The organism is Shewanella livingstonensis (assembly GCF_003855395.1).
In the GTDB taxonomy this organism is placed as follows: domain Bacteria; phylum Pseudomonadota; class Gammaproteobacteria; order Enterobacterales; family Shewanellaceae; genus Shewanella; species Shewanella livingstonensis.
The window spans coordinates 3,025,309-3,044,095 of the sequence record NZ_CP034015.1 but is presented as its reverse complement, the minus strand read 5'-3'; the positions used below and the strand labels follow the sequence as shown (position 1 = coordinate 3,044,095).

The following is an 18,787-nucleotide window of genomic DNA, read 5'->3' as shown; positions in this document are numbered from 1 at the left end:
TTTTTCGGTTAATACTCATGTCAAATAATGATGTTATCTTTAATGGCAATTGATCACATCGCCTCAAATTATAAGTATGCTTACTCTGCTGGTTACGTTGATTTCTACTGTCCACCTAAAGCGAGAGCTAGCTCTTATATTGCACCTTAAAAAAACGCTATCGTAAGGTTATGATGTTTATCGAGCCATAACTTATGTTTCAGGTATTTTCAGATTTTGCATCTTGGTTTATATACAGTTTATTGGGGTTCTCGCCAGAGACCAAACTCGGTGATGCTCTGCATTTTTTTGTTGAAGATGTCACTAAAATTTTTGCTTTACTTCTGGTCATGATTTATTTCATCGCCCTAATGCGAGCATCATTAAATGTTGAGCGGGTGAGGGATTACTTAGCAGGGAAACACAAAGGGTTAGGTTACTTAATGGGATCTAGCTTTGGCGCCATAACGCCATTTTGTTCTTGTTCGAGTATTCCCGTGTTTTTAGGCTTTACCTCTGCGGGGATCCCGTTGGGGATCACCATGAGCTTTTTGATTACTTCTCCCTTAATTAACGAGGTGGCAATATTATTGCTAATGAGTTTATTGGGACTTAAGTTTACCTTGTTGTATATCGCGGTCGGCATGACCGTTGGCATGTTAGGTGGTTTATTTCTCGACTGTATTAAGGCTGAGCGTTGGTTACAATCGTTTGCGGCTGAAGCGCTAAAACGCGGCCAGAATAAGACCAGTGCTAATACGATTGATAATGGCGCGAATGTGGAAAAACTGTCGTTGCCACAACGACACCAGTTTGCAAAAACTGAAATGTTGGATATTTTTGGTCGAGTATGGAAATGGGTCATTATAGGTGTCGGCTTAGGCGCAGCATTACATGGTTTTGTACCTGACGGTTGGATTGAAGCCCATTTAGGTGACGGACAATGGTGGTCTGTACCTGCTGCAGTAGTACTTGGTATTCCGCTGTATTCTAATGCAACGGGAGTGATTCCAGTGATGGAAAGCCTGATTATGAATGGTCTACCTATTGGGACCACATTAGCTTTTTGTATGAGTACCGTTGCAGCCAGTTTTCCAGAGTTTATTTTATTAAAACAAGTCATGCAATGGCGTTTGTTAGCGATATTATTTTGTCTATTATTAGTCGCATTTACACTGGTAGGTTGGATTTTTAATGCGCTAGCGCCAGTATTGTAATTTCAATATAAACAATCAATAAGGATATAATATGAAAATAATTAAAGTCTTAGGTTCTGGCTGTAAAAAATGCCTTGAAACCGCAGAACTTGCTCAAGCTGTTGCAGATGAAAAGGGAGTTATAGTAAAAATAGAGAAAGTGACCGATATGGCGCAAATTATGGCATATGAGGTTATGAGTACGCCTGCTGTAGTGGTAGATGAAAAAGTGGTACACAAAGGCAGTAAACCCACCAAAGCACAAATGGCAATGTGGCTATAGTTTGTTGCAATTATTTAGCGAGTGTAAGCTATTGGATGTCAATAACCGAATAACGACCTTGTCATTACCTTGTAACCATATTCGCTAAAGGCCTTTGATATGTAAACTCTGTTTATAATGCCTGTTATCTTCAAATTTAGTGAAAAGTTATTTATTTAACTGCGTCAAATTTTAGTGTCATCACTAGGGCCTGTTGATCTTTGCTGGTTGAATTTTGTTCGAGTTAAAAACGTTTTAATCGAGGCGAATGGATTGATGCCTAGTCATCTAAGCAAAATGCATTCAACAAAGAGTAAAACGTTTTTAGCCGAACCCTTCGGGCAGCGTTTGTTGGCCATTTTTACTGTGTTATCGACTTTTTATGTAGAATAACTACACCTCAAAGTCTCTGCCTTGTACAAATGGCCAACAATTCGCTGCAAAAATAACCAGCAAAGATCAACAGGCCCTAGCATCGAAGGATAGATTGCTGACACTATTTTTAACTGAAATTCGTTAATATTTACATGATATATTTGGCGCTTTAATAGCCGTCTATTTTGTCTCTGAATGATGTCTCAACCCCTTCTACTAAGCTTGCAAACGGCACCGTTAAAGTTATCACGTTTATCATATCCATTACTTTTGTGATTTTTCTGCATAATTTCTGCACTTTGTCTCTATATCATCGATAGGCAATTAAGTATCTCCTTGATTAAACAACTTTACGATCCATATAAAGGAATCGATGACATGAAATTATCTGTAAAACATCGTCATTTTACTCAATCAATATTGTGTACTTTGGTATTAGCAGGTTTATTAACGGCCTGTAACAGCAGTGATGAAAACACAGTGATAACCGATGACAGTACCATTGTGATCGATACAAGCATAGATAATGGTGTAAGTACTGATGGCACCACCGATGGTGTGTTATGTGACTATACCTATAGCGAATTTAATGATTCTGATTCAGTGGGGTATAACAGCGAGTCACAATGGACTTGTGCTGATGATATGCGCAATTTAGTGGCGAACGGTATTCCTGACCATGCAGTTGGCACTTTTCCCAATGATGGCAATCCAAACATGATCACCGAGCAAGACATTACAGCAAGTATTACTTTGCAGCCCGTTAAAACCGATGTGGCTACAGAATTAGGTGGCCCGTCAGGCCCACAGGGATATGTGTTAAATGGAGTGAAAATTGATGCCAGCACCGGCGGCACTTGTGATGACTCAGGTTTAATTTGCGACCCAGGTATGAATGTCGGCAACTGGAATATTGAGGCGTTAGGCCAATCCAGTTTTGATTTTGGAACCGATGACAATAATGCCCATGTTCAACCAAACGGTGAATATCATTATCACGGTATGCCAGAAGGTTTTATTACGCTACATGGTGGTAGTAGCAACACCATGACCTTAATTGCATGGGCATCTGATGGATTTCCGATTTACGCTCGTTACGGTTATGCCACAGCCGATGATGCTACTTCAACACTTAAAGTGCTAACTGGCAGTTATCAGTTAGTCACAGCAGTAAGTGATAGCAGACCATCAACGGATTTATATGCTTTAGGTACCTTTAAACAAGACTGGGAATATGTAGAAGGCTCGGGCGACTTGGATGAATGTAACGGCCGCGTTGGGGTCACGCCAGAGTTTCCAAATGGCATTTATCATTATTACGCAACAGATAGTTACCCGTTCTTTCAACGATGTGTTAAAGGTGAAGTTGAAGCAGCAGGCCAATTACCTCCACCTCAATAATCAACTATATGGCACTTAAGGGGGACATCGAATGCACGTTCTGAGACATAAGGTGATGGCGGTTATTTTTATGATGAATTTATTGATGGTAACAGAAGCTGAATCGCACATGATGGTTGCTCAACATGGCACTATTAATATGGTCAATAATGGTGCATTTATGGTGTTGTCATTACCGATTAGTGCATTTAATGATATAGATGATGACATTAATGGCCATTTATCAACGGTTGAATTTAACTCTCATCGTGCAGAGATCATCACTCAAATATTGGCTAAAGTAAAATTGACAGATAAAAACGGTTTGCGCCCACTAGAGGGGTTAATGTTTTCATTGGGTGATGATCATCATGATGCTGATACGGCAACTCAATTAATTGTCATGGGGCGTTTTGCTATTGATGTTAAAACGACTGATTGGACATTGTCATTTGACTTGTTTGGTCAGGCGGCGGCAGAAAAAGTAATGAGCATGAGTGTTAAACGCAAGGCTACTAATCAACAGGTGGCGTTTGAACTCACCCCAGAAAACCATGTTCAGAAGGTGTTCTCTCAATAAGTTACAGATTAGTAATGGATTGAAATTATAAGAGTCAAAAAATGCTGTGTCACGCTGGTGGCCAGCATTTTTTGGTTATGGTTGTCAGTTTAATCAGCCAGATAATCGATATTGCTATCACAAATGTCTTTACAGTTTTGGCGATAAACAGTTGGAAGATGAAGCCGTTATAAGCATAATAGCCTAAACCATATTTCATCAGCATTAGCGCAATAATTTGAGGATACTTTGAGCTCGACACTGACCCAATCTGTTATCCATGAATTTAGCGAGCGCGGTGCGTTAGCAAAACATGTACACAACTATCATAACCGCCAAACTCAAACCGATATGGCTGTGGCAGTAAGTGACGCGATTGCTAAAAAGCACAATCTCATTTTAGAAGCGGGTACAGGGGTCGGTAAAACGTTTGCGTATTTAATTCCGGCACTGCTTAGTGGTAAACAAGTGGTGGTAAGTACCGGCAGTAAAAATCTGCAAGAACAGTTATTCCTCAAAGACTTACCTACATTATTAACCATGCTCGATATCCATGTGAAGGTTGCATTACTTAAAGGGCGCAATAATTATTTGTGCCAATTACGCCTCGAAAAACAAATGCACATGGCCAGCCAGTTTACGGAATATTATATTGATGATTTATTAAAAATTAATCAGTGGGCACATTTAACTAAAGATGGCGATATTGGTAATTTAACCTCGGTTGCTGAACATTCCGAGGTGATCCCAACGGTTGTTAGTACCAAAGAAACTTGTACTGGGAAAAAATGCGACCATTATGATGTGTGTTTTACCCGTAAAGCGCGCATTAAGGCAATGGATGCTAAAGTGGTAGTAGTTAATCATCATTTATTTTTTGCTGACCGATTACTTAAAGATACAGGCTTTGCTGAGTTATTACCCGATGCCGATGTAGTGATTTTTGATGAAGCGCATTTGGTGCCCGATATTTGCATCAACTATTTTGGCAGCCATATTTCCAGTCGTGAAATCGATCTGCTATTGAATGGCATCATCAAAATACACAAAGCAGTTATTCGCGACAGCATTCAGCTAGAGCAATTGTCGCAACGTGGCTTATTGGCCTTAAGTGACTGGCATAATGCCATGTACGAAAATCAAGTATTTGATTGGCGTAAAGTGCTTGCTAATAAGCACTTGGCTACAGTGTCATGGACATTACAACAAGCGCTCATCGATCTGGCTAATGTCATGCGTCATCATCTTGGCCGCGATGATCAACTCGACTTAGCCTTTGAACAATTACATGAATTAGCTGAAAAACTACAAGATTATTTTGAATGCAAAGACATACAAGCGGCCTACAGCGTAGAGTTAGGTCCACGATTTGTGATGTTAAGGCTGAGCCCTATCAATGTGGCTAAGCAATGTCAGCAGTTATTTGATGCCAGTACTCGGTGGATTTTCACCTCAGCAACCTTGCAAGTAAACCGAAGTCTGGGGCATTTTGCGACAGAGCTGGGCTTATCATCAGCGCAACAAATTATTTTAGACAGCCCATTTGATTATCCTAACCAAGCAGTATTTTGTGTGCCGCGTCATTTAGGTAAGGTAGGGCAGTCGGAGCATACGGTGAAGCAATTGGTTGAGGTCTGTATTCAAGCAATCAATGCGGCACAAGGGCGTACGTTTATTTTATTTACCAGTCATCAAATGCTCGCACAAGTTGCTTCAGCTTTACAAGGTAAAGTCGCTTATCCTTTACTGGTACAAGGCCAAGCCAGCAAGCAAAGCTTATTAAATAAATTTAGACAGTTAGGAAATGCAGTTTTACTCGGCACGAGTAGCTTTTGGGAGGGCGTTGATGTTCGGGGTAAATTACTCAGTTGCGTGATTATCGATAAATTACCATTTGTATCGCCAGATGATGCCTTATACAAAGCCCGGGCGGCAAATGCCGAACGTCAGGGGCTTGACCCTTTTACCCACATTTCTTTACCTCAAGCGGTGATAAGCCTTAAGCAAGGTGTTGGTCGACTCATTCGCGACGAAAAAGATCGCGGAGTGCTTATTTTGTGCGATAACCGTATTGTTAATCGTGCTTATGGCCAAGCGTTTATTAATTCTCTACCGCCAATGCAGCGCACACGTGACTTAGACCGGGCATTACAATTTTTAAAACAAATCCCTTAAGCTTTTTAAAACGCTGCACATCAGTTATCATATTGAGTATATTTGATGTTTTTTTACTGGGTAACCCATCATAATGCCAAAGCCGTTAACCATCCTCGCTCTTGATACTTGCACCGAAACTTGCTCTGCCGCATTAACCATTAATGGTAAGGTGTTTGCACTTATTGCTGATGCTCCACGTGAACATAGCCAACGTTTATTACCTATGGTTGATGAAGTACTGGCCCAAGCCCAAGTGACATTGGCTGATGTAGACATGATTGCCTATGGCCGAGGCCCAGGTAGTTTTACCGGTATACGTATTTGCACCAGTATGACTCAAGGCTTAGCTTTGGGTCTTGATTTACCGGTTATTGGTCTTTCAACATTAGCGGCAATGGCTCAATTAGCGATTACAGAGCTCGGGGCAACGCAAATTTTGTGTTGTATTGATGCCCGCATGAAGGAAGTGTATTGGGGCCAATACATTGCCAAAGACGGCATTGCTACCTTAGTGGGTGAGGAACACGTAAGCTTGCCTGAAGCGATAGAATTGATTCTCGATACAGAGCAAAATATTAGCGTTTGTGGTACAGGCTTTGAAGCCTATCCACAGCTGTTGACTATCGCGCCAAACATCACTTTGTGTAGCCAAGCCACTTATCCAGATGCCAAGGCGATGTTAATTCTTGCTCAGCATGGATACCAACAAGGTTTACACACCACAGTCGACGAGCTTTCGCCTGTGTACCTACGAGATACCGTTACATGGAAAAAACTTCCGGGTAGGGAATAGCCATTCAAGGTTATTTGACATAAAGTAGAAGATACAACGAAAGGTAAACGGTGTCGTTAATGGCGATAAATCCAGCATTATCAATGGCAAATAATCAATCAGGCCCTATCAGCCTGAGCCAAGCTGTAGCTGGAAATCGGCCAATAATAGCGGCCCGTGAACCAACTATTGTTAATGCTTCTATCTTGGACCAAGACGTTCAAGGTATAGAAACTCGTAACATAGCCATTGTTGATGATCCAACCTTGTCGGCTAAACAGCAAGCACGTGTTGAATATGATCGTGATACTCATAGTCAACGTGGTGCTATTGCACAATATTTATCGACTCAGCATTCTGCTAAACGAGACGAAATTCAACAAATGGTTGGTATTGATTTATATGCCTAATGTGCCGTTGTCTGCCACACCCAGTCGTAGCCGTTTTATGATTGAACTATTGCTGGCTTTTCTACTGACGCGATTCCCCTATGTCTCTATTCCTTTTAAATGGTTTGAAAGTTATTTTCACGAATTATCTCATGGCATCGCGACTTTATTTACCGGTGGCTCAGTGAGTCATATTCAATTATTTCCAAACGGCGCGGGCTTTTGTTTTAGTCAAGGTGGTAGCAGTATATTAATTGCTTATGCAGGCTATTTTGGCGCCGCACTGTGGGGGTATGCGATATTTCTAATGGCAACTCAAAAACAAACCATTAGATTTACGCTGACGTTATTAGCGCTTACTGTGGCGGCTTCGTTACTTTTCTGGGCTCGTGACGTGCTAACGATTATTATTTTTAGCGTATTGATAATACTTTTTTTGTTACCACTTAAATTAAAAAATAGTAGCCTGCTAAATACCTTACTGCGTATATTAGGTCTAATGATTATTTTAAATGCCATGGCTAGTCCGATGGTGTTATTGGGGCTAAGCGGCCAAGGTGATGCGGTTATGTTAGCCAAAATGACTTGGCTACCCGCATGGTTGTGGATAATGACATGGCTCGCATTTAGTGGGTTTATGTTGTGGCTCTGTTGGCTAAAAGTTGATCGAAAAAAGGGAGTGTTAAAATGAAACGTAACATGATGTTAGGGGCTTTAATCGGCTTATCAAGTTTAGGTATGTCAACTGCAATATACGCTGCAGATAGTATGCACGATAAACACGTTATTGCGCCGCAGGTTAATACTGCGCTAGCGAAGGCTGTTGCCAGTGAATTTCGCTCTACAGAAAATAAACTGCGTGACCAATATCGCCATCCAGCCGAAACATTAGCCTTTTTTGACGTAAAGCCAGAACAGACCGTTATTGAATTATGGCCTGGTGGCGGATGGTATGCTGAAATTCTTGCGCCTTATTTAGCTGAAAAAGGTCAGTATGTTGCTGCTAATTTTGAAACTAATCCTGCAACAGACACTAATCAAAGTGCTTATTATAAATCTGCAGGTGTTAAATTTGAAAAATGGGTGAGCGACAACAAAGCCAGTGTTGGTAATGTTCAGTTTGTTACTCTTGATCCACCGGCTAAATTTTCATTAGGTAAAGATAACTCTGCTGATCATGTATTAACGTTCCGTAATTTGCATAATTGGGCCATGAAAGGTGAGTTAGAAGGTGTGTTCAAAGCGGCCCATGACGTATTAAAGGTGGGTGGCTCACTAGGCGTAGTTGAACATCGAGCTAATGTTGATATGGCTGCTGAAAGTGGTTATATGGAACAAAATCAGATGGTTGAACTTGCCAATAAATACGGTTTTGAGTTAACGGCTAGCTCTGAAGTAAATGCTAATCCTAAAGACACTAAAGATTACCAGAAAGGTGTGTGGACCTTACCACCACGTTTAGCGATGGGCGATCAAGACAAACAGAAGTATCTTGATATTGGTGAAAGTGATCGTATGACACTTAAGTTTACCAAAACAACCGCTAAATAATTTTTGTAAAGTGAGCCAACAATGTTGATCGTTAACGTAGAAGAAATTCAATTGCCGTTGGCTCATATTACGCTTGCTGCTAAACGTTATGGCCAAGCCGATAAGCCAATGATATTGGCTTTGCATGGTTGGCTTGATAACGCAGACAGTTTTATCCCTCTAGCGCAGGCGCTCGATCAGCAAAACATATTCAATAAATTTCAATTACTGTGTATTGATTGGCCTGGGCACGGATTGTCAGATCATCGCCCGGGTCGTTATCCATTACATTGGGTTGATTATATTTATGATCTGCAAGCCGTAATTCATGCTATTTCACAAGATACAGGTCCAATTATACTACTTGGACATTCGCTTGGCGGTATTATAGCGTCGGCTTATAATGCCTGTCTTGCCGAAAATATTCACAAACTGATATTAATCGAAGCCCTATCACCTTTATCAGAGTCTGCCGACCAAGCAAAAGATCGCTTACGCAAAGGCTTATTGCAACAGCAACGCTTTAATCGACAATTAGCCAGACCCACGCCAACTTACTCTTCTATGAATATTGCTATTCAGGCCCGTCATCAATTAACTGGATTGGCATTACCGTGGTGTGAACTTATAACTAAACGTAATATGGCGGTTACGGATGGACAATACCATTGGCGAAGTGACCCGAGATTAAAATTAGATTCGCTTAATCGATTTACGTTTGAACAAGTTGACGCACTTATGACCAACAGCGATACCCCTTGTTTGCTTATTGTCGGCCATGATGGCTACAAACAATTAACCGCATCAACAGAGCAAGCCTATAAATGGTTTTCCAATATTAACATCATTGATTTACCCGGAGACCATCATCTTCATATGGGCAATGCCCATCAGGTAGCAGAATCAATTGGAGCATTTATTCTAAATAGCCGTTAGCACTGGCTGAAATCGCTGTTATTTTTAGTTTATTTATGTGATTATGGTCAAAAATTAAAACACTTGTATGATTTAGTTCACTACAAGCATCATAATAAAGCCTGCGATAACAATATTAATGATACGCAGACAATAAAATATTTTACCACTGACGGGGAATGCACGTCTTAGCACAGTGGGCATTATTAGGAGACACTTGTGGACCAGCCTTGGATTAATAATTTACCTGAACATGTTCCGGCCGAAATCGACCCATCTCAATTCAGTTCTTTAGTACATATGTTTGAAGATTCAGTAGCTAAATATGCTGATCAGCCTGCATTTATTAACATGGGTGCGACGATTACTTATCGTAAACTTGAAGAACGAAGCCGAGCATTTGCCGCTTACTTACAAAACGAACTGCATTTAAATAAAGGTGACCGTGTTGCCATTATGATGCCAAATCTACTGCAATATCCAATTGCTTTGTTTGGTATTCTACGCGCAGGTATGGTGGTTGTTAACGTTAATCCACTTTATACGCCACGTGAATTAAAGCACCAATTAGTCGACTCTGGTGCTAAAGCCATTATTGTGGTGTCAAACTTTGCTAACACTCTGGAAGAAGTGGTCGACCAGACACCAGTCGAGTCGGTGATTATTACCAGCCTTGGTGATCAGTTAAGTGCACCCAAACGGACTTTAGTTAACTTTGTAGTAAAGTATGTCAAAAGACTGGTACCAAAATATCATCTACCACATGCATTATCTTTTCGCGATGCGCTCACTAAAGGGCGTCGTTTACAATATATCAAAGCAGATATCCGCGGTGATGATTTAGCCTTTTTACAATACACTGGCGGAACAACGGGTGTGTCTAAAGGTGCAATGCTAAGCCATAAAAATGTTGTTAGTAACGTCCTGCAAGCCAGTGGCGCCTATTCTCCAGCGCTTGATGATGGCGCTGAGTTTGTGGTGACAGCTTTGCCGCTTTATCATATTTTTGCCCTTACGGTTAACTGTTTGCTCTTTTTGCATAAAGGTAGCAAAAATTTGCTGATTACTAACCCTCGCGATATTCCAGCCTTTGTGGCTGAATTGAAAAAGTACCCGTTTACCGTATTAACTGGTGTTAACACCTTGTTTAATGCCTTGGTTAATAATGAAGAATTTACTCAACTTGATTTTTCAGGTTTAAAACTGTCAATTGGCGGTGGTATGGCGGTGCAACGCGCAGTCGCGGACAAATGGCAAAACCTTACCAAGACACGTTTACTTGAAGGTTATGGTTTAACCGAAGCCTCACCATTAGTTACATGCTGTCCGTATAACCTCAGTGGTTATAATGGCTCTATTGGTTTTCCTGCACCGTCTACCAATATTCAAATTCGCGATGACGATTCAAAAGTCTTAGCCCAAGGCGAAACTGGCGAGTTATATGCTAAAGGCCCACAAGTCATGCAAGGGTATTGGCAACGTCCAGAAGAAACTGCCAATGTTATTGATAAAAATGGTTGGTTAGCCACTGGTGATATTGGTTATATGGATGAGAAAGGCTTCTTTTTCATTGTGGATCGTAAAAAAGACATGATTTTAGTGTCTGGTTTTAACGTATTCCCAAATGAAGTGGAGGAGGTGGTAGCTCTGCATCCTAAAGTGATTGAAGTTGCTGCTGTTGGGGTTCCAAATGATGCCAGCGGTGAGTTAGTGAAGATTTTTGTGGTCGCAAAAGACAAGTCATTAACCGAAGAAGAGCTGATTAAGCACTGTCGTCATCATTTAACGGGATATAAAGTTCCTAAACTGGTAGAATTTAGAGACGAATTACCGAAAACCAATGTGGGTAAAATTTTACGCCGACAACTTCGAGATGAAGTTAACAAAGCGTAAAATCATAGCCGGCAACTGAGCCGGCTTTTTTATGCTTGGTTGTTATCAGCTTATCGTCTTGCTCACACCTTTTTTTAGCGGAGCCTATTTTGTTAACGTTTGAATATATCAGTGATGATGCCAGTCTGTTGTCATTAGTTGAACAATACCAACAAAGTACCTTATTGGTGCTTGATACTGAGTTCGTCCGCACTCGAACCTATTATGCTAAATTAGGTCTTATTCAAGCCTACGACGGCAGAACCTTAGCATTAATTGATCCGGTTGCTATTACCGATTTAAGCCCATTTTGGCAATTATTAACTGACCCCAACATTGTTAAGTTAGTGCATTCATGCAGTGAAGATCTTGAAGTTTTTGCTCATTATGGTGAATGCCAACCTAGCCCACTATTTGACAGTCAAATAGCCGCCAGTTTTGCTGGTTTAGGTCATGGTTTAGGATACGCCAAGCTTGTTGATGCATGCTTGCAAGTTGAGATCGATAAAGGTGAATCCCGCACCGATTGGATGAATCGTCCACTTTCTGATGCGCAATTACAGTATGCGGCTAATGATGTGTTTTATTTATATCAATTATATCCACAGTTGCACCAGAAGCTTGCTGCAGACAATCGTCTTGAATGGTTGTTTGAAGAGGGACAGCGCATGACCGAAGGGCGATTGTCATTGCCAGAAGGCGACAGCGTCTACCTTAAAGTTAAAAATGCCTTTCAACTATCGAGTCAGCAATTAGCCTATTTAAAAGTATTGGCAAAATGGCGTTTAGCCAAAGCAGTCAGTCGTAATCTTGCGTTAGGTTTTGTTGTTAAAGATCATGCATTAATTGCATTAGCAAAAAAACAACCGACCACATTAGCAGAATTGAACAGTTTAAATGATTTAACTGATCAAGAGAAACGCATACACGGTAAAGATTTATTAGCAGTGATGGCGACAGCTGATTTAACTGATTTACCTGAAGAAGTTGATGTTGTTGCGCTTAAGTCTGGTTATAAATCTGCTTTTAAAGAAGTTAAAATCGTATTAACAGAATTATGTGAGCGTGAAAACGTTGCATTAGAATTTGTCGGTTCCAAACGTCATATTCATGAGTTTCTACTATGGTTGTACAACAACAAGCAAACAGCTAAACCAATACTGTTAGTGGGTTGGCGTGGACAACTAGTGGGTGAGTTACTCGAACAAGTTCAGTTTAATTAATTTAGCATAGCTTCAATACAATCATTAAACAAAAAAGGATACCTGCAGCAATGCCAGTATCCTTTTTGTGATGAGATATCGAGTGACTTAATCCCAATTCAAGAGACAAAAAATTGTCCCAAGTTGAGTTTACTTACTATCAGGTAAAGTAACGTTCAGTTCTAATACTGATAAATTGTCATCGTTCTGGTCTAACTGTACAGAGACTTGGTCATCTGATATTTGCACATATTTACGGATTACTTCGATGATTTCTTGTTTCATCTTTGGGAAATAATCTGGTGCACCGCGTTCTCCGCGCTGATGAGCCACAATAATTTGTAATCGTTCTTTTGCCAATGATGCGGTATTGGGCTTTTTACTGCTTCTAAAATAATCAAGTATCGACATAATTAGCTCCCAAATATCCTTTTAAGGAATCCCTTTTTTTCTTCTGTAATAAACCGAATCGGTACATTGTCGCCTAATAAACGTGCAACGGTATCGCCATACGCTAAACCGGCATCACTTTCTTGATCAATAATAACCGGTACACCTGAGTTTGACGCTTTCAGAACCGATTGAGATTCAGGGATAACGCCTAGTAATTCAATAGCCAGAATATCCTGTACATCTTCAACACTGAGCATTTCACCTGTTTTGACTCTGGCAGGTGAATAGCGAGTTAACAATAAATATTCTTTAATCGGTTCAAGAGACAATTCAGCTCGACGTGAGCGACTCTGGAGCATACCTAAAATACGGTCTGAGTCACGCACTGAGCTAACTTCTGGATTGGTAGTCACAATCGCAATGTCAGCAAAGTAAAGGGCCATCATTGCACCTTGTTCAATACCCGCTGGCGAATCACACACAATATAGTCGAAATCTTTGCCTAAATTTTCAAGCACTCTACCCACGCCTTCTTTAGTGAGCGCATCTTTATCGCGTGTTTGAGAAGCGGGTAATATAAACAATTTGTCGCAGCGTTTATCTTTAATTAACGCTTGATTTAAATTGGCTTCACCATTAATCACGTTCACGAAATCATATACGACCCTGCGTTCACACCCCATAATTAAATCCAGGTTACGTAAACCAATATCAAAGTCGATAACGACAGTTTTCTTTCCTTTTAAGGCCAATCCGGTGGCAATTGCTGCACTGGATGTTGTTTTACCCACACCGCCTTTACCTGATGTGACAACAATAATTTGTGCCATTTATATTTATATCCTTGTATTTGCCGGTTATTGGGGCAATGATTCAACAGTAAGGGATGCGCCCTCAAGGCGAATACAACCTCTTTGGCTTAAGTCGTATTGTTGCAAGTGTTCAGTCAACCAATACTGTCCAGCAATCGATACTAATTCTGCTTCTAGCGAGTTAGCGATAATCACACTTTGAATATCTCCCGCAGCACCCGCCATGGCTTTACCACGAAGAGCACCATATATATGAATGCTACCATCAGCAATGACTTCGGCGCCATTACCAACCGCACCAAAAATGATTAAATCAGCATTTTGTGCGTATATTTGTTGTCCAGAACGCACATTTTGCTTAACAACTTTCGTTGCTCGCTCAGGCAGCTCCGCTTTACGCGCTTGCTTGCCTGACTTTACCACTGCAATACCCATGAGTTTTGCTTGTTCAACTTGATCTGGACTTGCATCGGTAATGCCAACAATAATAAGATTTCGGTCAATTAATAATTGCTTTAGTGCATTAAAGTCAATCTTGGCATGCTGAAGGGCTGATAAATTTAATACCAACGGAGCGCCCAAAAAAAACTGAGGCGCTTGAGCCAACTTGTTGTCTAATTCAGCCGCAATGATATCGAGATCGTGATGATTAATATGCAGCACTGATAATGTAAAAGACGTGGCCTTTAATTCGAGATTTTGTTTAGCCATCCCGGCGTGATTCTCCAATACTTCAGCGGTAAACTGATTTACAATTATTTTCTTGTGTCACCATGTTATAGTGTGCTTAGTTGACTATCAAGTTTGAATCTTTGGAAATTTACACTAAAATGATAAGTGCAGTATATAAAAGCGGTCGAAGAGCGGATACTTACCTTTTTGTCAAAAAACGTGATGTTTTTGATGATGTTCCTGAACCATTAATGGAAATGTTTGGTAATCCTACACTCGTGATGATTGTTCCGTTATCTAAACGAGCCCACCTAGGTATCGCTGATATTGATAAAGTAAAGTCTGCACTAGTAGAGCAGGGCTATTATTTACAAATACCGCCACCGCAAGTGAATTTACTCGAACAACATAAACAAGAATTAGCTCTTAAGAAATAAGCTCATTCTTAGAGGAGTAATTAAGACGAATATGATTCAAAAAATCATTTTAAGCGTATTTTTTTACTTTTTTTGTTCTCATTTCGTGATGGCTGAAGACAGCCATCGTGAATTTACCGACTATCTGTTATCACTGCAACAAAGTGCTATAGCAGCAGGTGTTAATCAACGTACCGCTGAACGTTATATTGCTAAGATTAAAATATTCAAGAAAGCCAACCTCGACCCCCATTTAGGCCAATCGATATCATTAGAAGATTTCATTCCTCAAGCTGTGCCAGAAATAACCGTGAGTACTGCCAGAGCGATATTTCAACAACATGAATTACAAATAGACCAATTGAGCCGCAAATATCAAGTTCAGTCACGTTTTTTGATGGCGTTATGGGGTATGAATTCCCGTTTTGGCGAACGCCCTGGTCGTTTCCCTGGATTATCAGTACTCGCTTCACTCGCCTATAAAGGCGACAAAGAAGCGTTTTACGTTAATGAGTTTATTGCCGCGCTTAAGTTAATCGACCAAAAAAGCATTAGTGAAGATGTGTTGCGAAGCTCCTCATCGGGGGCGATGGGACAGATGCAAATGATGCCGAGTCAATTGTTACAATACGCTATAGATGCTGATAATGACGGTAGCATTGATGTGTGGAACAGTATGAATGATGCTTTTGCATCGATGGCGAACATGTTGCATCAACAAGGATGGCAATACGATGCAACATGGGGCCGACAGGTAAAAACGACGATGATGTTAGATCCTAACTTGCTTGGCTTACAGTCACATCATACTTTTCCACAGTGGCAAGCCTACGGTATTAGGCGTTTTAATGGTAATGATTTACCACAACGTAACGACATTGCGGTGTCATTGATTGCGCCAGATGGACCCAAAGGGCGTTTTTACTTGATTTATAATAATTTTCGTTTATTAGATCAGTTTAATGACTCCCTGCACGACACCTTAGCGATAACCTATCTTTCTGAGAAAATTAAACAATAAATTGAACTGTATTCAGTGTAAAATGCAATCAAATTTCTATAAAAAGCTACATTAGACATAAAATGACCACTCAGTTTTGGACCACTACGCCTTTAGACAAAATGACATCTGAGCAATGGGAGTCGCTTTGTGACGGCTGCGGTAAATGTTGCTTAAATAAAATTATCGATGATGAAACCGATGAACTTTATTATACGAATGCAGCATGTCATCTATTAGACGACAACAGTTGCGGTTGTCGTCGTTATCCAGATCGTTTTACTTATGTTCCTGAATGCACAGCAATTACCCCAGATAATATTGCTGAGTTAACTTGGCTACCTAATAGCTGTGCGTATCGTCGTCTGCACGCCGGCAAAGGTTTACCGAGTTGGCATCCATTGCTGACAGGAAATAAAGATGCCATGCATGCGGCAGGTATTTCGGTACAAGGTAAAACGGTTAACGAAATGAAAGTGAAGTACTTAGAAGACTGTATTGTATTGTGGCCGATGTTAGATGCCGAATAACTGCACATTAATATAATGTCAGTATTACTTTAATAATCTGATGTTAACTCCGGTTTTATCTATGAACCTGAGTGGGACTTACGAGCTCATAAATATAAAAAAGACCTCAATGAGGTCTTTTTTATATTTAATTATTACCCACAAGTGCCGGGGTTATTTTGTAGACTTAAGTGTCGGTATCAACATCAATAACCACATCACAACATAAAGCACAAAGCCAACCATCATCCACTGTGCCATACTGACTGATAACCACGACCATGGCGAGTCGCTGCACATACCTGTAGGCGAAAATACTGCAGGTAACCAAGTGTCTAATGGCATAAAGCTTGGGAATTCAGGGTAAAAAGAACACGTTGCAAAAGGCGATGGATTCACTTGCATTTCATTCAGTTCATAGGCTAATTTAAATCCCCAAACCGCAGATACTACCCAGATAGCCAGTCCAACTAAGCGTATAAACCACATCTTTGGTTGTAGCATACCCACAAGCCCTGCCAGAATAATACCCAGTACAGCAACACGAATGTAAATGCACATTACACAAGGAGCGAGATCCATACCATATTGAAAAAATAGTGCCGCTAACTCTAGCCCTATTGCGGACAATAACAATAACCCCCATGAAAGACGGCTATGACAAAACTGCTGTAATTGCGACAATTTTAGTTCCTAATAAAAGTACTAACAGATAAAAAAACACCCTCAAATGAGGGTGTTTAAACAAATTATAGAGACTTTAAAATAATTTATCTGCTAAGTCCAATAAGCTGATGTAATTAATGGCCCATTGACGCGCCACCCAAGTCTTTAGCCGAGTGGTGAATAATCAGTTCCGTTTCGTACAGCGTGTTGGTCATATCTGTTAAGAAGCCGGTTTCTATTGCCATCACACCCACAATCGATAACACAATAGTGTATGGCAGCGCCATCCACACCATTCGACCATAAGACAAACGAATAAGCGGAGCAATAGCTGACGTTAACAAGAACAAAAACGCAGCTTGACCGTTTGGTGTCGCAACAGATGGTAGGTTAGTACCGGTGTTAATTGCTACGGCAAGTAAGTCAAATTGGTCGCGAGTGATTTGACCGCTCATTAACGCAGCTTTAACTTCGTTAATGTAAACAGTACCCACAAACACGTTGTCACTCACCATAGACAACAAGCCGTTAGCAATGTAAAAAATCACTAGCTGCATATTGCCTTCATAACCTAATGCCCATTGGATAACTGGAGCAAACAGTTCTTGGTCTATAATTACACCAACAATGGCAAAAAATACTGCTAAAAGTGCAGTGAAAGGCAAGGCCTCTTCAAACGCTTTACCTAGTGAATGTTCGTCTGTTATGCCATTAAACGCAGTCGCTAGAATAATGACCGATAAACCAATGAGACCAACAGAAGCTAAGTGGAGCGCTAAACCAGCAATTAACCAAACTCCAATAAGGGCTTGGACAACCAGTTTCATTTTATCTTGGTTAGTTCTATGTGAGTCTTCATGCGTTGCATAATCAGATAATATACGATGTACTGCATCAGGTAATTGTGCGCCATAACCAAAGACTTTGAATTTTTCCACAAGAAAACAAGTGAATATACCGGCAACTAATACCGGCATAGTCACTGGTGACATACGTAAGAAAAACTCACCAAATTGCCAATGGGCTTGCGCCGCAATGATTAAGTTTTGTGGTTCTCCAACCATAGTACATACACCACCCAGTGCAGTACCAATACCTGAATGCATGAGTAAGTTACGTAAAAATGCGCGAAATGATTCTAATTCGTCGTTGTTTAACTGTTCCGTAGTTTCAGAGGTATGATCATGACCATCATTAAAATTCTTCCCTGATGCTACTTTGTGATAAATAGAATAAAAACCTACTGCAACAGCAATGATCACCGCTATGACGGTTAAGGCATCTAAGAAAGCTGATAAGAATGCCGATGCGGTACAAAACATCAAAGAGACAATAATTTTTGAACGTACCTTAGTGATCATCTTGGTAAATACAAACAGCAATAGCTGTTTCATAAAGTAGATACCCGCGACCATAAATACTAACAAGAGTAGTACTTCTAAATTAGCTTCTATTTCGTGTAGTACTTGCGAGGGCGAGGTCATTCCTATGACTACCGCTTGAATGGCTAAAAGACCACCCGGTTGAAGTGGATAACACTTTAATGCCATCGCTAAAGTGAAAATAAATTCCACTACTAGCACCCATCCAGCGACAAATGGATTTACATAGAAAAAGAGCAGGGGATTAATGACTAAAAATGCCAAAATTGCGTATTTGTACCACTTAGGTGAATTACCTAAAAAGTTAACAAACAGCGCCTGACTTTTGGTTGCCTGCATAGCAGCCTCT

20 protein-coding genes are annotated in these 18,787 nt (G+C 40.5%); 15 read left to right on the top strand and 5 right to left on the bottom strand.

The window, feature by feature from the left end; all coding sequences use genetic code 11:
• Positions 1-194 precede the first annotated feature (194 nt).
• From EGC82_RS13130 to rnd, 12 genes are all read left to right on the top strand, one after another.
• Complete coding sequence (locus tag EGC82_RS13130) at positions 195-1,196, top strand: permease (protein WP_124731163.1); 1,002 nt, start codon at positions 195-197, stop codon at positions 1,194-1,196.
• A gap of 31 nt (positions 1,197-1,227) precedes the next feature.
• Complete coding sequence (locus EGC82_RS13125; protein WP_124731162.1) at positions 1,228-1,458, top strand: thioredoxin family protein; 231 nt, start codon at positions 1,228-1,230, stop codon at positions 1,456-1,458.
• 732 nt (positions 1,459-2,190) lie between these two features.
• On the top strand, positions 2,191-3,213 hold the full coding sequence (locus EGC82_RS13115) for a YHYH protein (protein ID WP_124731161.1): 1,023 nt from the start codon (positions 2,191-2,193) through the stop codon (positions 3,211-3,213).
• Between the two features lie 31 nt (positions 3,214-3,244).
• Positions 3,245-3,772, top strand: a complete 528-nt coding sequence (locus tag EGC82_RS13110; protein ID WP_124731160.1) for a hypothetical protein — start codon at positions 3,245-3,247, stop codon at positions 3,770-3,772.
• 228 nt (positions 3,773-4,000) lie between these two features.
• Complete coding sequence (gene yoaA, locus EGC82_RS13105) at positions 4,001-5,926, top strand: DNA repair helicase YoaA (RefSeq protein ID WP_124731159.1); 1,926 nt, start codon at positions 4,001-4,003, stop codon at positions 5,924-5,926.
• Positions 5,927-5,999: 73 nt separating this feature from the next.
• The gene (tsaB, locus tag EGC82_RS13100; protein ID WP_124731158.1) at positions 6,000-6,701 is read left to right on the top strand and encodes a tRNA (adenosine(37)-N6)-threonylcarbamoyltransferase complex dimerization subunit type 1 TsaB; all 702 of its coding nucleotides are present in this window, start codon (positions 6,000-6,002) and stop codon (positions 6,699-6,701) included.
• A gap of 59 nt (positions 6,702-6,760) precedes the next feature.
• Positions 6,761-7,090: a hypothetical protein gene (locus EGC82_RS13095; RefSeq protein ID WP_244212467.1), complete on the top strand. Its 330-nt coding sequence runs from the start codon at positions 6,761-6,763 to the stop codon at positions 7,088-7,090.
• Positions 7,083-7,760, top strand: coding sequence for a M50 family metallopeptidase (locus tag EGC82_RS13090; protein ID WP_124731157.1), 678 nt, complete (start codon positions 7,083-7,085; stop codon positions 7,758-7,760). The genes EGC82_RS13095 and EGC82_RS13090 overlap by 8 nt, the downstream gene beginning before the upstream one ends.
• Before the next feature lie 77 nt (positions 7,761-7,837).
• On the top strand, positions 7,838-8,620 hold the full coding sequence (locus EGC82_RS13085; protein ID WP_244212589.1) for a class I SAM-dependent methyltransferase: 783 nt from the start codon (positions 7,838-7,840) through the stop codon (positions 8,618-8,620).
• Between the two features lie 21 nt (positions 8,621-8,641).
• Entirely contained in the window at positions 8,642-9,535 is an 894-nt protein-coding gene (locus tag EGC82_RS13080) for an alpha/beta fold hydrolase (protein WP_124731155.1), read from the top strand.
• Positions 9,536-9,733: 198 nt separating this feature from the next.
• Positions 9,734-11,407, top strand: coding sequence for a long-chain-fatty-acid--CoA ligase FadD (gene fadD, locus EGC82_RS13075; RefSeq protein ID WP_124731154.1), 1,674 nt, complete (start codon positions 9,734-9,736; stop codon positions 11,405-11,407).
• Between the two features lie 89 nt (positions 11,408-11,496).
• Positions 11,497-12,609 (top strand): ribonuclease D, encoded by a 1,113-nt coding sequence (gene rnd, locus EGC82_RS13070; RefSeq protein WP_124731153.1) that lies wholly within the window; start codon positions 11,497-11,499, stop codon positions 12,607-12,609.
• Between the two features lie 129 nt (positions 12,610-12,738).
• Here rnd and minE read toward each other — a convergent pair whose 3' ends face one another.
• The 3 genes from minE to minC are packed head-to-tail and all read right to left on the bottom strand — an operon-like array spanning position 12,739 to position 14,504.
• Positions 12,739-12,999 (bottom strand): cell division topological specificity factor MinE, encoded by a 261-nt coding sequence (minE, locus tag EGC82_RS13065; RefSeq protein ID WP_011637201.1) that lies wholly within the window; start codon positions 12,997-12,999, stop codon positions 12,739-12,741.
• Between the two features lie 2 nt (positions 13,000-13,001).
• Positions 13,002-13,811, bottom strand: coding sequence for a septum site-determining protein MinD (gene minD / locus EGC82_RS13060; RefSeq protein ID WP_124731152.1), 810 nt, complete (start codon positions 13,809-13,811; stop codon positions 13,002-13,004).
• Positions 13,812-13,838: 27 nt separating this feature from the next.
• Positions 13,839-14,504 carry a septum site-determining protein MinC gene (gene minC / locus EGC82_RS13055; RefSeq protein WP_124731151.1) on the bottom strand — a complete coding sequence of 222 codons (666 nt, stop codon included), beginning with the start codon at positions 14,502-14,504 and terminating at the stop codon, positions 13,839-13,841.
• A gap of 119 nt (positions 14,505-14,623) precedes the next feature.
• Here minC and EGC82_RS13050 point away from each other — a divergent pair, with 119 nt between their 5' ends.
• The 3 genes from EGC82_RS13050 (at position 14,624) to EGC82_RS13040 (ending at position 16,411) form a co-directional block, all read left to right on the top strand.
• Positions 14,624-14,902: a YcgL domain-containing protein gene (locus EGC82_RS13050; protein WP_124731150.1), complete on the top strand. Its 279-nt coding sequence runs from the start codon at positions 14,624-14,626 to the stop codon at positions 14,900-14,902.
• Positions 14,903-14,933: 31 nt separating this feature from the next.
• Entirely contained in the window at positions 14,934-15,902 is a 969-nt protein-coding gene (locus EGC82_RS13045) for a lytic murein transglycosylase (RefSeq protein ID WP_124731149.1), read from the top strand.
• A gap of 62 nt (positions 15,903-15,964) precedes the next feature.
• Positions 15,965-16,411, top strand: coding sequence for a YcgN family cysteine cluster protein (locus tag EGC82_RS13040; RefSeq protein ID WP_124731148.1), 447 nt, complete (start codon positions 15,965-15,967; stop codon positions 16,409-16,411).
• Positions 16,412-16,564: 153 nt separating this feature from the next.
• On the opposite strand, the gene dsbB is transcribed toward EGC82_RS13040, so the two are convergent.
• Positions 16,565-17,074, bottom strand: a complete 510-nt coding sequence (gene dsbB / locus EGC82_RS13035; protein ID WP_124731147.1) for a disulfide bond formation protein DsbB — start codon at positions 17,072-17,074, stop codon at positions 16,565-16,567.
• 116 nt (positions 17,075-17,190) lie between these two features.
• Positions 17,191-18,777 (bottom strand): sodium/proton antiporter NhaB, encoded by a 1,587-nt coding sequence (nhaB, locus tag EGC82_RS13030; protein WP_124731146.1) that lies wholly within the window; start codon positions 18,775-18,777, stop codon positions 17,191-17,193.
• Between the last annotated feature and the right edge of the window lie 10 nt (positions 18,778-18,787).

What these genes read in the sequence shown, in the direction of transcription:
- EGC82_RS13130 (WP_124731163.1), top strand. Translation starts at nt 195, where the DNA reads ATGTTTCAGGTATTTTCAGATTTTGCATCTTGGTTTATATACAGTTTA.
- EGC82_RS13125 (WP_124731162.1), top strand. Translation starts at nt 1,228, where the DNA reads ATGAAAATAATTAAAGTCTTAGGTTCTGGCTGTAAAAAATGCCTTGAA.
- EGC82_RS13115 (WP_124731161.1), top strand. Translation starts at nt 2,191, where the DNA reads ATGAAATTATCTGTAAAACATCGTCATTTTACTCAATCAATATTGTGT.
- EGC82_RS13110 (WP_124731160.1), top strand. Translation starts at nt 3,245, where the DNA reads ATGCACGTTCTGAGACATAAGGTGATGGCGGTTATTTTTATGATGAAT.
- tsaB (WP_124731158.1), top strand. Translation starts at nt 6,000, where the DNA reads ATGCCAAAGCCGTTAACCATCCTCGCTCTTGATACTTGCACCGAAACT.
- EGC82_RS13095 (WP_244212467.1), top strand. Translation starts at nt 6,761, where the DNA reads ATGGCGATAAATCCAGCATTATCAATGGCAAATAATCAATCAGGCCCT.
- EGC82_RS13090 (WP_124731157.1), top strand. Translation starts at nt 7,083, where the DNA reads ATGCCTAATGTGCCGTTGTCTGCCACACCCAGTCGTAGCCGTTTTATG.
- EGC82_RS13085 (WP_244212589.1), top strand. Translation starts at nt 7,838, where the DNA reads ATGCACGATAAACACGTTATTGCGCCGCAGGTTAATACTGCGCTAGCG.
- EGC82_RS13080 (WP_124731155.1), top strand. Translation starts at nt 8,642, where the DNA reads ATGTTGATCGTTAACGTAGAAGAAATTCAATTGCCGTTGGCTCATATT.
- minE (WP_011637201.1), bottom strand. Translation starts at nt 12,999, where the DNA reads ATGTCGATACTTGATTATTTTAGAAGCAGTAAAAAGCCCAATACCGCA.
- minD (WP_124731152.1), bottom strand. Translation starts at nt 13,811, where the DNA reads ATGGCACAAATTATTGTTGTCACATCAGGTAAAGGCGGTGTGGGTAAA.
- minC (WP_124731151.1), bottom strand. Translation starts at nt 14,504, where the DNA reads ATGGCTAAACAAAATCTCGAATTAAAGGCCACGTCTTTTACATTATCA.
- EGC82_RS13050 (WP_124731150.1), top strand. Translation starts at nt 14,624, where the DNA reads ATGATAAGTGCAGTATATAAAAGCGGTCGAAGAGCGGATACTTACCTT.
- EGC82_RS13045 (WP_124731149.1), top strand. Translation starts at nt 14,934, where the DNA reads ATGATTCAAAAAATCATTTTAAGCGTATTTTTTTACTTTTTTTGTTCT.
- EGC82_RS13040 (WP_124731148.1), top strand. Translation starts at nt 15,965, where the DNA reads ATGACCACTCAGTTTTGGACCACTACGCCTTTAGACAAAATGACATCT.
- nhaB (WP_124731146.1), bottom strand. Translation starts at nt 18,777, where the DNA reads ATGCAGGCAACCAAAAGTCAGGCGCTGTTTGTTAACTTTTTAGGTAAT.